The sequence below is a fragment of the Lactococcus sp. NH2-7C genome (assembly GCF_029953655.1).
Lineage (GTDB): Bacteria > Bacillota > Bacilli > Lactobacillales > Streptococcaceae > Lactococcus > Lactococcus lactis.
Genome location: NZ_CP124538.1, coordinates 1606702 through 1619111 on the forward strand (window position 1 = coordinate 1606702; position 12410 = coordinate 1619111).

13 protein-coding genes are annotated in these 12410 nt (G+C 37.0%); 11 read left to right on the forward strand and 2 right to left on the reverse strand.

Features of this window, described 5'->3' with window-relative positions; all coding sequences use genetic code 11:
* Nucleotides 1-235: 235 nt before the first annotated feature.
* On the forward strand, nucleotides 236-1735 hold the full coding sequence (locus tag QJV49_RS08155) for an amidase family protein (RefSeq protein WP_225513026.1): 1500 nt from the start codon (nucleotides 236-238) through the stop codon (nucleotides 1733-1735).
* Nucleotides 1736-1817: 82 nt separating this feature from the next.
* On the opposite strand, the gene QJV49_RS08160 is transcribed toward QJV49_RS08155, so the two are convergent.
* Together QJV49_RS08160 and QJV49_RS08165 are read right to left on the reverse strand one after the other, a co-directional pair.
* Nucleotides 1818-3158 carry an MATE family efflux transporter gene (locus tag QJV49_RS08160; protein ID WP_225513027.1) on the reverse strand — a complete coding sequence of 447 codons (1341 nt, stop codon included), beginning with the start codon at nucleotides 3156-3158 and terminating at the stop codon, nucleotides 1818-1820.
* 180 nt (nucleotides 3159-3338) lie between these two features.
* Complete coding sequence (locus tag QJV49_RS08165) at nucleotides 3339-3536, reverse strand: cold-shock protein (RefSeq protein ID WP_003129735.1); 198 nt, start codon at nucleotides 3534-3536, stop codon at nucleotides 3339-3341.
* Between the two features lie 117 nt (nucleotides 3537-3653).
* Between QJV49_RS08165 and QJV49_RS08170 the strand changes: the two genes are divergently transcribed.
* The 10 genes from QJV49_RS08170 (at nucleotide 3654) to QJV49_RS08215 (ending at nucleotide 12409) form a co-directional block, all read left to right on the forward strand.
* Entirely contained in the window at nucleotides 3654-4187 is a 534-nt protein-coding gene (locus tag QJV49_RS08170; protein WP_029344716.1) for a 5-formyltetrahydrofolate cyclo-ligase, read from the forward strand.
* Complete coding sequence (locus tag QJV49_RS08175) at nucleotides 4177-4869, forward strand: rhomboid family intramembrane serine protease (RefSeq protein WP_225513028.1); 693 nt, start codon at nucleotides 4177-4179, stop codon at nucleotides 4867-4869. The genes QJV49_RS08170 and QJV49_RS08175 overlap by 11 nt, the downstream gene beginning before the upstream one ends.
* Before the next feature lie 98 nt (nucleotides 4870-4967).
* Entirely contained in the window at nucleotides 4968-5399 is a 432-nt protein-coding gene (locus tag QJV49_RS08180; RefSeq protein ID WP_225513029.1) for a DUF3284 domain-containing protein, read from the forward strand.
* A gap of 345 nt (nucleotides 5400-5744) precedes the next feature.
* Nucleotides 5745-6797, forward strand: a complete 1053-nt coding sequence (gene eis, locus QJV49_RS08185; RefSeq protein WP_225513030.1) for an enhanced intracellular survival protein Eis — start codon at nucleotides 5745-5747, stop codon at nucleotides 6795-6797.
* 331 nt (nucleotides 6798-7128) lie between these two features.
* The gene (locus QJV49_RS08190) at nucleotides 7129-8223 is read left to right on the forward strand and encodes a DUF871 domain-containing protein (protein ID WP_225513031.1); all 1095 of its coding nucleotides are present in this window, start codon (nucleotides 7129-7131) and stop codon (nucleotides 8221-8223) included.
* 97 nt (nucleotides 8224-8320) lie between these two features.
* Nucleotides 8321-9805, forward strand: a complete 1485-nt coding sequence (locus tag QJV49_RS08195) for a PTS sugar transporter subunit IIC (RefSeq protein ID WP_012897016.1) — start codon at nucleotides 8321-8323, stop codon at nucleotides 9803-9805.
* Between the two features lie 124 nt (nucleotides 9806-9929).
* The gene (locus QJV49_RS08200) at nucleotides 9930-10136 is read left to right on the forward strand and encodes a hypothetical protein (protein ID WP_010905174.1); all 207 of its coding nucleotides are present in this window, start codon (nucleotides 9930-9932) and stop codon (nucleotides 10134-10136) included.
* Nucleotides 10133-10327, forward strand: coding sequence for a hypothetical protein (locus tag QJV49_RS08205; protein WP_225513032.1), 195 nt, complete (start codon nucleotides 10133-10135; stop codon nucleotides 10325-10327). The genes QJV49_RS08200 and QJV49_RS08205 overlap by 4 nt, the downstream gene beginning before the upstream one ends.
* A 129-nt stretch (nucleotides 10328-10456) precedes the next feature.
* Entirely contained in the window at nucleotides 10457-11893 is a 1437-nt protein-coding gene (locus QJV49_RS08210; protein ID WP_241892739.1) for a glycoside hydrolase family 1 protein, read from the forward strand.
* Nucleotides 11894-11956: 63 nt separating this feature from the next.
* Complete coding sequence (locus QJV49_RS08215; RefSeq protein WP_225512846.1) at nucleotides 11957-12409, forward strand: dUTP diphosphatase; 453 nt, start codon at nucleotides 11957-11959, stop codon at nucleotides 12407-12409.
* Nucleotide 12410 lies beyond the last annotated feature (1 nt).

The window sequence follows — 12410 nt, forward strand, 5'->3', positions numbered from 1 at the left end:
ACTAGCATATCTGTAAGCCAGTGAACTGGCAACAGCTATCCTACATTTCGTTCGGTCATGGATTAGTGGAAGACCGCAATATGAAAACTTCATTTTGTTTTGCTAGTTATAATATCAAAAAATATCCGTCCTAATTTGGAACGGATATTTTTTATTATGCTTGATAAGTATGGTAAAATGTTGGCAGAATGAGTTTGTCAGCAAATATATAAAACTCAGCTTTCAAAGGAGAATCATGCTTGAAATTAAAGATGCAACTTATTGGGCGGAGCAATTAAAATCAGGAAATCTTTCTGCCAAAGCGTTATTAGAAATGACAAATGACAAGATTCAAAAGCTCAATCCGCGTTACAATGCGATTGTTGCTTATGATTTAGAAAAGGCAAAAGCTGATTTAGCTTTAACGAGTCAAGGTTTTTTTGCTGGTCTTCCTTTTGCTTTGAAAATGTTGGGACAAACTCATAAAGGATTGCCTGATACGGCTAGCTCTCAGCTCTTTTCAGAGAATGTGGCATCAGAGGATGACAACTATGTTAAAGGGCTCTTAGAAGCTGGTTTCACGCCATTTGGACAAACGAATTCTCCAGAGTTTGGCTTTAAAAACATTTCTGATTCAAAACTCTACGGAGATACACGAAATGTCTGGAATGAAGCTTATTATTCGGGAGGGTCTTCTGGCGGAGCGGCGTCTGCCGTGGCTTCTGGGATGTTTGCAATTGCTGGAGCTTCAGATGGCGGTGGGTCGATTCGAATTCCAGCCTCATTTTCGGGCTTGATTGGACTTAAAATGACGAGAGGACGGATGCCACAAGGGCCTGATTCTTACCGAGGATGGCAAGGAGCATCGATTTCCGGAGCTCTTACTGTATCTGTGCGAGATACGGCTCGTTTTGTGCTTGAAATGCAAACCCTACAAGAAGCAGCTCCTTATCAGGCAAAATTGTTGGACGAAAAAGAACTTATAGCGCTCACTAAAAGTACTGACCAAGCTGTCAGCAATAATTTATCAAGAAAATTGAAAATTGCTTATTCACTCCAAAGCCCGATTTCTGGAATTGAATTATCAAAAGACGCCATAAATGCATGCCTAAAGGCAGTAGAGTTTTTAGAGCATCAAGGTCATGAATTGATAGAAGTTGATTTTCCTATAGATGCTCGTCCTTTGATTCAGTCTTATTATCGCATGAATGCCGCTGAAACAGTTGCCATGTTAGAACCTTGGGAACGGGCTGCCGGACGAAAATTGACGAGTCAAGATGTTGAACTTTTGACTTATGCGCTTTTTGAAGTCGGAAGAAAAGCTCCAGTGTCTTCATATATCAATGCTTTAGCTCAGTGGGATATTGCGGCTAGAGATTTTACTGACAAAATTTATAAAGATTATGATTTATTTTTGACGGCAACAACTGCTAAAACAGCCCCTAAAATTGGTCAGGAATTAATGACAGCGGAAGTATTAAAAGAAATGTCAGAAATTAGCCAATATGAATTTGAACAGCAAATAGAGATTATTGAAGCCGCTTTTGAGCGCTCATTGGCATTTACGCCTTATAATTTCATCAGTAATTTAACGGGTCAGCCTGCGCTTTCTCTGCCCGTTTATGTTAATGAGGAAACGAATCTGCCACTTGGAATTCAACTTTGGGGACCAAAAAATTCTGAAATTGAATTACTGAAAGTTGCTAAGGAATTTGAGGAAGCGGGTCAATTTATTTTACCCAAAGCTTATCAATGAGTTTGACGATATTTTACTGACAGAAAGTATAAATCAAATCTGTCAGTAAATTTAAAAGAAAAAACCGCCCTAAGTGGCGGTTTTATGCTAAATCCTGATTTTGTCTAAAGCGTTTAATCATGCGGATGGTTGTTGGAATTAAGATAGAGGTTGAACCTAGCCAAGCGGCAGGATTACTTGAGATAATAACCGTATAATTGAGTAAAAGAACACCAATGATAGCGACTCCTGCCCGCATGAAAAGCTCTGCAAAGCCACATAATGTTGGAATCTTGGCATTACCTAAGCCTTGAATCGTTGAGCGAGTAACGAATAAAATGGCTAACAACCAATAGAAACTCCCGTTTACAAGATAATAGTGACTCGACATCTCAATAACGGCTGTTTGGCTACTTGAAATGAAAGCAGTGGTGAAATAGAAGTGGGCAAGATTTAAGATAATGGCAAAGATAATTGACCAACCGACAGCAATTGTAAGAGCCCGTGTTAAACCTTGATTAATTCGTTTGTACTGTTTAGCCCCATAGTTTTGTGCCCCAAAGGTTGCCATGGCAAGTCCGATTGAAATCATCGGGAGCATCGCAAATTGGTCAATTTTAGAAACGATGGCTTGGGTAGCGACAGCATTTGTTCCCATTTTATTCAAAGCGACTTGGAGCGTGATAGAGCCGATGGCAATAATACTTGATTGAAAGCCCATTGGAATACCAAGTCTAGCATGGTGGACAATTTCAGCACGATCTAGTCGCCATAAATTTTTTGAAATTTGAAATTCGGGAACTTTTCGTTTGATGTGCCAAAAAAGAAATAAAACCGAGATCATTTGGGCTAAAATTGTCGCTCCACTTGCTCCAGCAATTCCTAATTTTAAGACTAAAATAGCAAAATATTCAAAGGCAATATTTAAAATTGAGGCAGCAATCAAAGCATACAATGGGGTTTTAGAATCACCGAGAGCCCTTAGAGCATTAGACAGATATGCGTAGAGATTAGTAGCAATCATTCCGCCTAACATAATGCTTAGAAAGGTTTTCGCACCTTCAAAAATTTGGCTTGGAGTTTGCATGATTTGAAGCAACGGCCCCACAAAAATAAGGGACAATATGCTAAGCAAAATAGAAATTGCAATTGTAAAGTAGAGACCCGTGACATAGGATTTTTTTATCGCTAACTCATCTTTTGCCCCGAAACGTTGGGCCGTTAAAATTGTCAAACCAGCCGTCATTCCTTGGGCAAAACCGACAATTAAAAAGTTGATAGAGCCTGTTGCTCCAACAGAAGCCAAAGCATCTTTTCCCAAGGTTTGACCGACAATCAGAGTATCTGCTGTGTTATAGAGGACCTGAAAAAAGTTACCCATAAGTAAGGGCAAAGTAAATGCAATAAGTCCTGTTAAAATATTTCCTTTAGTTAAATCTTTCATTTTTTCCCTAAACAAACTAAGTTGATTTCTTTATTTTAGCCCATTTTAATTGTTTTTACAATAGCATTTTTAAGAAAATAGAAATTATTTGTAAAGGCTTTCGAAAAAAGTTCTATCAGTAAAATTGGCAATAAAAAAATCACTGACAAAACTGTCAGTGATTTTTATTTAAAGCTGTAATTATTTTTGGATGTTAACAGCTTGAGGTCCACGAGGGCCATCTTCAACGTCAAAAGTTACTTTTTGACCTTCGTCAAGTGTTTTGAATCCATCAGTTTGGATAGCTGAGAAGTGAGCGAAAACGTCGTTTCCTTCTTCAGTAGTGATAAAGCCGAAGCCTTTAGTTGCGTTAAACCATTTAACAGTTCCTTGTGCCATTTTTGGTACTTCCTTATTTATAAATTTGTAAATCTAATTTCTTGAATAGGAATGAACCCAAAAGCACAGAACTAATCGTAAAACAAAAACTTACACTTTCATGTTATCATAGTTAATATGGAAAGTAAAGCAGAAAACCGTAAAAAAATATTACAAATGTTAAAAAAATTTTCAGACTACGAGAAAAGGCGTCAGAATAAGGATGTTTTAAAGCAGTTAACCGCTTCCTCAAAATGGAAATCTGCAAAAAAAATAGCGCTTTATATGTCAATGCCAATTGAATTTAATTTGACAGAACTTTTCGACCAATCTGATGACAAAGAAATTTTGATTCCTAAATGCTTACCTGAGCGTCAAATGATTTTTGCAAAGTATGATAAAGAAAATCTTGTTCGCTCAAAATTTGGCTTGCTTGAGCCAAAATCTGAAATTGCAGTTGAGCCTGATTTTATCCTTGTTCCAGGCTTAATTTGGAATGATGAGGGTTATCGAATTGGTTTTGGCGGTGGCTATTATGACCGCTATTTGGCTAATTTTGAGGGAACAACGGCCTCTGTGCTTTATGATTTCCAAAAAATGGATTTTGAGGCGGAAAGCCATGATATCGCAGTACAAGAACTTTTTATAGGGAGAAAAAATAATGAATTTTAATGAAATTAAACGAGATTTTACACGTTACAAGGCAACTTATATCTTATCAATTATCACACTCTTAGTTTGGTTATGGCAATTTTTTACTTACGGAATATCGGCGACTTCAGCAATCAACTTGTTCAATAGTGGAGCCATACTTGGTCAAGTTATGCTGTTTGACCCAAGTCAAATGTGGCGTTTGTTTACAGCAATCTTTATTCATATTGGTTGGGCACACGTTTTATTAAATGTGGCGACCCTCTTTTTCATCGGTCGGCAAATTGAAAATGTTTTTGGTTGGTTACGCTTTACCTTGATTTATCTTTTGTCAGGAATTTTTGGTAATGCCATGGTTTTTCTTTTGACACCTAGAGTGGTTTCAGCAGGAGCATCCACTTCTATATTTGGCCTCTTTGCGGCAGTCGTTGGTTTAGCATTTTTTACAAAACATCCATTTTTACAACAAATCGGTCGAATGTTTACTGTGTTGATTGTTGCTAACTTGGTAATGAACCTCTTTTCTTTAGGAAATGTAAGCATTTGGGCACATATTGGTGGTGCAATTGGTGGATTACTTTTGTCAGCAATTTTCGCTCCCAAGGCTTTCATTCCATCTATTCCCAAACAATATCGTATTTTTGCAACCGGCGCCTTTGTTATTCTCTTTGTTCTCTTTATCGGTTTACCATTTTTCAATTAAAAATATGTTTTGCTTTTGAAAACATGAAAGTGCTTGCAAAGAATCTTTAATCTTGTTAGAATAAACTTAGTTATAAAACCTGCTGAGGGAGAAAAAAGATGAGAATTGATAAAATAGTTGATGCCCCAAGAGAATTTATCTTTGAAAAAATAATTGATTCATGTCTATTTGACATTGAAAAAAATACAGGGAAACGTCCGAAAGTTAGAAGCCTGAATGGTTATGAATATAGTAAGAGTTTTGGTAAAAATCAAAGAGGAAGTATTAAAATTACAGAATTGACAGAACCAAGCATTTACGCTTTTACAACTAAAACAAATCGCAATACTTTTAGTACTCGCTGGGAATTGCATAAAATTGATGACCGAACCACTCAGGTGGTCATTGAAGAAAATCAAACATCAAATGGTTTTATTCAGATGATTAACGACAAGGCCGTTGGTTTTTTCTTGGGACGTTTTAAAAAGCGCCAAATGGTTGCTGTCTTGGATAATGTCAATCGGGCCTACAATGGTGGTAGAGCAAGATAAGTAAAGTGTCTGACAATGAAAATTTCAAGGGTTTTAAATTTACAAAGGACTACGTTGTTTTCATGCACTTTATTTTCAGTCTTACTGTTTGACTTTACTGACAGAATCAGACTGGAATGAGGATTTTGAATTGAAAAGAATTAAAAAGTACTGATTGCTCTAAAGAAAATGATACTGAAAGCTGTCAGTAATTTTGGGCTAAATATTTGGTCTCGAAGAAATTAAAATTTTGATTTGAAACAGCCGATTTTGGCTGTTTTTTTATTGGACGATTAGAAAAATCAAAAAAGTAAACGTTAACAAAAATGTTTTCTTATTCCTACAGATTTGTGTTAAAATGAATTTATGAATGCGAATACAAAAAATAATAAAGAATTTTTAGATTTGGCAACTTATGCCTTTCATAAGCCTAAAACAAAGGAACGGGCAAAAGCCTTTGACAAATTACTTGAATTTTCAACTCCTTATGGCCACTACGAAAATCAAAAACTCACGTCAATGGTGATTGACTCACACTTTAATGTTTATTGGAAAAATCAAGAAGTCAAAACTTCTGGAATTGGTTATGTTGCCAGTTATCCTGAGTTTCGAGGCAATGGAGCCATTCGACAATTAATGACCAAAAGTTTGCGAGATAATTATGAAAAAGGAGTGATTTTTTCATATTTAGCACCATTTTCATATGCTTTTTATGAAAAATTTGGTTATCATTATGCTTTTAATCAAAAACATTATCGACTAGCAGCTCAAGATTTTCCTAAAGGTAAGAGAAGTGCGGGCGAAATTAGTCGAGAAAAGTTTGAGTTTGATGATGAAAATGCTAGTGAATTTTCTGTCAGTAAAAATACAGCCCTTTTTAAAGTGCTGACAGAAGTTCATCAAAAGGATGATAATCCAGGCTCACTTGTTCGCTCTCCAGAACTTTGGTCTTACTTTTTCAGTTTTAAATCACAACCTCACTGTGCGATTTATCGCGAAAATGGTAAGGCTTTGGGCTATCTTCTCTATGAATTTTCAGAAATGACATTTGTTATCAAAGAACTGATAACTTTGACTGACGAGGCAAAACAAGCATTTTATCGTTTTATTTCAAGCCATGCTGGTTCATTTTCGGAAATTAGTTGGCAAGCACCCTCAGATACTCTCCTTGAAGAAGAACTGACAGAGCCACAGCGAGCAGAAATTAAACTTGTTCCTTATATGCAGGCACGAATTGTTAACTTACAGGAATTTTTAAAAGTACACGGTCAGCCCGATTTTTCAGTTGAAATTACTGACGAAATTATTCCTGAAAATAATATCAGTCTTGGAGAAGGAAAAAGAGAAAAAATGACCATTGGCCAATTTACGGCAAAAATTTTAAAAGAGAATCAGGCGATTCTTCGTGAATATTTTTAAAAAAGTTACTGACAGCTTTGTCAGTAACTTTTTTGATAAAAATTAAAGAAATTAAAAAATTAGAATATTGTGGGAGGAGTAGTTTGTTTGTTACACTGATATTACTGATGGAAATTGGTATAGGTCAATTCGCCTTATTTTAAAGATTTTAACGAAAGAAAGCGTTAAACCTATCTAAAAATGAGAATTTATCGTTAATGTTTCAATTTAAGAAACATGTTTTTTTTGAGATGATATCGCTTGCAAAAACGAAATGAAAGCCTTATCATAGACTTAAGGTTTATTTCAGAAATAAAAAAGGAAATAAACAAATAAGAAAAAGGAGAAAAAAATGGGAAAATTAGGGGTATCTATCTATCCAGAACGATCAAACTTTGAAGCGGATAAAACTTATCTTGATTTAGCGCATCAATATGGATTTAAGCGTGTCTTCACTTCTTTACTCGAAATTGATGGAGATAAAGAGAAAGTTCTTGCAGCTTTCAAAAAAGTTGTCAATTACGCCAATCAGTTAGGAATGGAAGTCATGGTGGATATCAATCCAGGTCTCTTTACACAACTTAACATTAGTTATGATGACCTTAGCTTTTTCCATGAAATGGGTGCAGATGGAGTTCGACTTGACATAGGATTCACAGGAGCCGAAGAAGCCAGAATGACCCGAAATCCTTACGGAATCAAAATTGAAATCAACATGAGTCAGGGAACAACCTATGTTGATTCAATAATGGATTACTCACCTGATACTGAAAAACTGTTGGGAAGTCACAATTTTTACCCACATCGTTACACAGGATTGGAGTTTAATCATTATCTTAAGTGCACAGAAAAATTCAAAGGCTATAATTTAAACACCATGGCCTTCGTCAATTCACAGGCAGCAACATTTGGGCCTTGGCCAACTCAAGATGGCCTTTGTACTCTTGAAGACCACAGAAACCTTGAAATTGCGACACAAGTTAAACATTACAAACTCCTCGGTGGAATTGATGATGTCACTATTGCCAATGCTTATGCGAGTGAAGAAGAACTTATAGCGATGAGCCAAGCATTTAACGCAAGCATGCCTGAGATTAAAGTCGTTCCACGTGAAACAATTAGCGAAAATGAACGCAAATGTCTTTTTGAAGCGACACATAGCTACCGTGGTGATAAATCAGCTTACATGCTCCGTTCAACAATGACAAGAATCACTTATAAAGACCTTGAATTCCCCGCTCACGATACTGATAAAATTCAACGTGGCGATGTCATTATTGACAACGAAGGCTATGGTCAATATAAAGGTGAGACTCAAATCGCCTTACGTGAAATGGAAAATGATGGTCGAGTCAATGTGGTTGGACGTATCGCAGATGATGAATTATTCCTACTCGATTTCCTAAAACCATGGAGCTCATTTAAACTTATCGAGAGCAAAAAATAATCGATAATCTATGCCTGTCAGTACTGACAGAACCTTAATTATGTTCAAAAAGTTTTTTTGAAAGTTATTTATTATTATATTATAAAGGAGGAATTCCATGAACGGAATTACTGCGTGGATGGAGAAATATCTCGTCCCTGTTGCGGCAAAGATTGGGTCTCAAAAACACCTAGTTGCGCTGCGTGACTCATTTATCGGTATGTTGCCAGCAACACTTGCTGGTGCCTTAGCTGCCATGATTTCAGCTATCGTGACAACATTCCCGTCAGCTATCCAACAAATGATGTTGGGAGCAACAGCATTCTCAAAATTAGCACCAGAGAAAGTCTGGACACTTGCTAATACACCAATCATTGGTGATTTGAACAATATTTCAGCCCTTGTTAACCAAGGAACACTGACAGTTATTGGTCTTATCTTTGCCTTTTCTTGGGGTTACAATTTGGCCCGTGCTTACGGAGTCAATGACCTCGCTGGTGGTATCGTATCAGTTGCAACCTTATTTGCAGGTTTGCCAAACCAAATGGGTAAATTTACAGCAGCCCTTGGTACAGGTAAAGCCGGTGTAGCAGCAACTGACAAGCTTAATGGCGTTCTTGGTGATCAAGGCCTTGCCGCTTGGAAACCACTCTTTGCCTCAGCTCACCTCGATGCTGGAGCTTACTTCACAGTTATTATTATGGGTGCCCTTGCAGTTATTATTTATGCAAAACTCATGCTTGCTGACATCACAATTAAGATGCCAGAATCAGTTCCACCTGCAGTAGCAAAAGCTTTCTTAGCAATCATTCCTACAATTGCAGCACTTTATATCGTTGGTCTAATCTACTACATCATTGGTAAATTGACAAATGACTCTGTTATTAACCTGATTACCCACTATATCGCAGAGCCATTCCAAATTCTGTCACAAAATATCTTCTCAGTACTGATTGTTACACTCTTTGTTTCAGTATTCTGGTTCTTCGGACTTCATGGACCAAACGTTTTGGCACCAGTACTCGATGGTATCTGGGGACCTCTTGGACTTAATAACCAAGCCCTCTACTTCCAAGTTCACTCACAAGGTATCCGTGACTTGATTGCTAAAGGTGCGGTTGATAAAGCACATGCCATTAATGGTGACTACGTTAACCTTTGGGTACGTGGTTCATGGGACGCCTTTGCATGGTTTGGTGGATCAGGTGGTACAATTACACTTGTTATTGCAATCATCCTCTTCTCTAAACGTAAAGATTACAAGATTGTTGGACGTCTCGGACTTGCACCTGGTATCTTCAACATCAACGAACCAGTCCTCTTCGGTCTGCCAGTTGTCTTGAATGCAATCTTCTTTATTCCATTTGCAGTCGCTCCATTGATTTCTGTAATCATTGCTTACACTGCAACAGCCCTTCACTTGGTTGACCCAGTTGTCAATGCTGTGCCATGGGTAACACCACCAATTATGAATGCCTTCATGGCAACCGGCTTTGACTGGCGGGCAATTGTCCTTACAATTATCAACTTGATCATTACCTTTGTTATCTGGGTACCATTCGTTATCGCAGCTAACAAGTTGGAAGAAACTGAACTCGACTAAATTTGAAATTAATGGTAGAGCAAGTAAGAAAACTTGCTCTACACATTTTTTGTTAAATCTGGTAAGATTTATAATATAAACCTTATCAGATGTGATAAAAAACACTCATAGAGGAGGAAATACTATGATACTCGTAAATTCTGCAATGATGCAAAAAGAAATTATTCAACTTTTAGAAGAAAATGGCTTTAAACATACAAAAAAACAAGGACTAAAACTTTTCTTTGAAACACCAACAGATGATGCAACGACTGATGCAGCAATGGCTAAGCAGTTAATTAAAGGAAGCTCATTTGGAGCAGCTGTCTTCTTTAATGTGAGTGTTGTATGAGTACCTGGGGCATCGCTTTTATCAGTTTAGGTCTATTGCTTGTGGCTTATCATAACTGGCTTGGTTTAGCAATCGTTCTAATTGGCTTTGCAATGATTCTTATTGCACGCAGCCAAAAAAAGAAAGCCGACAAAATAGAAGCAGAAAATCAACAAGCACATAAAGATATAAAAATAAAATCAAGAAAATAAAGTTGTCTTTTAAGACAACTTTTTTAGGATAATCGCTTAAAAATAAAAAACAAATTCCAAAAGATAAAACAAAATAAAACGGTTACAAATGTTATAATATAGACTATAAACAACTAATGGGGGAATAAAATGGAGCACAAAAAATTAAAGGCATTTCCAAATGATTTTCTATGGGGTTCAGCTTCGGCAGCTTATCAAGTTGAGGGAGCACCTTTTGAAGATGGCAAAAAAGCCAGCGTATGGGATAATTTTGTCCGTATTCCAGGCAAGACTTTTAAAGGAACAAATGGGGATGTCGCTGTTGATCATTATCATCGCTATAAAGAAGACGTGGCTTTAATGAAAGAGTTAGGCCTTAAATCTTACCGCTTTTCGATTGCTTGGACGCGGATTTTACCTGATGGTCGTGGTGAAGTCAATCAAGCAGGCTTGAAATTCTATGAAGATTTGATTGATGAGTTGATTGCTAATAAGATTGAACCAATTGTCACAATTTATCATTGGGATTTGCCTCAAGCCTTAGAAGATTTATATGGCGGTTGGGAATCACGGGAAATTATCGCAGATTTTGTTAACTATGCTGAAGTTTTGTTTAAAGCTTTTAAAGGTAAAGTAAAATATTGGGTATCGCTTAATGAACAAAATATTTTTACAAGTCAAGGTTGGTCACTCGCGACTCACCCACCTGGAAAAAGAGATATGAAACTTTTTTATCAGGTTAACCATATTGCTAATCTGGCAAATGCTGCGGTAATCAATAAATTTCATGAACTTGAAATGGATGGACAAATTGGCCCTTCGTTTGCCTATACGCCACAATATGCTAAGGATTCTGACCCACTCAATGTTTTAGCGGCTGAAAATGCAGAAGAACTTTATAGTCATTTTTGGATGGATGTCTATCTTTACGGAGAATATCCAATCGCAGCAATGGCTTATTTACGTGAAAATGGTTTAGCACCGGAATTTGAAGCAGGAGATGCTGAACTCTTGAAAGCTGCCAAACCTGATTTTCTAGGTATTAATTACTATCAAACGGCTACTAACGCATGGAACCCAATTGACGGAGGAGTTGGAGTCGGTTCATTTAATACCACGGGTAAAAAAGGAACGACCAAAGAATCAGGAATTCCTGGTCTACATAAAAAAATCCAAAATCCCTTTATTGACCGAACAAATTGGGATTGGGAAATTGATCCTGAAGGCCTGAGAATTGCACTTCGTCGTATCACTTCTCGTTATCGTATTCCAGTGATGATTACAGAAAATGGCTTGGGCGAATATGATAAAGTTGAAGATGGAAAAATTCATGATGATTATCGAATCAAATATCTAGAAAGTCATGTTAAAGCAATCAAAGAAGCGATGACGGATGGAGCAAAAGTCATTGGTTATCACACTTGGTCTTATACTGACCTCCTTTCTTGGTTAAATGGCTACCAAAAACGTTATGGCTTTGTCTATGTTGACCAAGATGAAACAATGGAAGGTTCATTGAAACGGATACCGAAGGATTCTTATTACTGGTATCAACATCTCATCGAAACAAATGCTGAAGAAGTCTAAATGAAAAGCGCTCTCTGAGTGCTTTTTTTATGATATAATAGAAAAAAACAAATGAGGTAAGAGATGAAAATTCGTGGATTTGAAGTGGTAACTAAATATAAAAATGCTGGAATTAATTTACCAAAACGTTCAACTGAACATTCAGCAGGTTATGACATTGAAGCAGCTGAAACAGTTAGTTTTGCGCCGGGGGAAATTAAATTAATTCCAACAGGTTTGAAGGCCTATATGCAGGCAGGTGAGGTGCTTTACATGTATGACCGTTCATCAAATCCTCGTAAAAAAGGCTTGGTTTTAATAAATTCAGTAGGTGTTATTGACAAGGATTACTATAATAATCCTGATAATGAAGGGCATATGTTCATGCAGATGCGTAATTTCACTGATGAAGAAGTCGTAGTTGAAAAAGGTGAGCGCGTGGTTCAGGGAGTCTTCATGCCTTTCTTAGTCGCTGATGGTGATGAAAATCAAGAAAAAGAAGAACGAACTGGTGGGTTTGGGTCAACAGGAGCCTAAT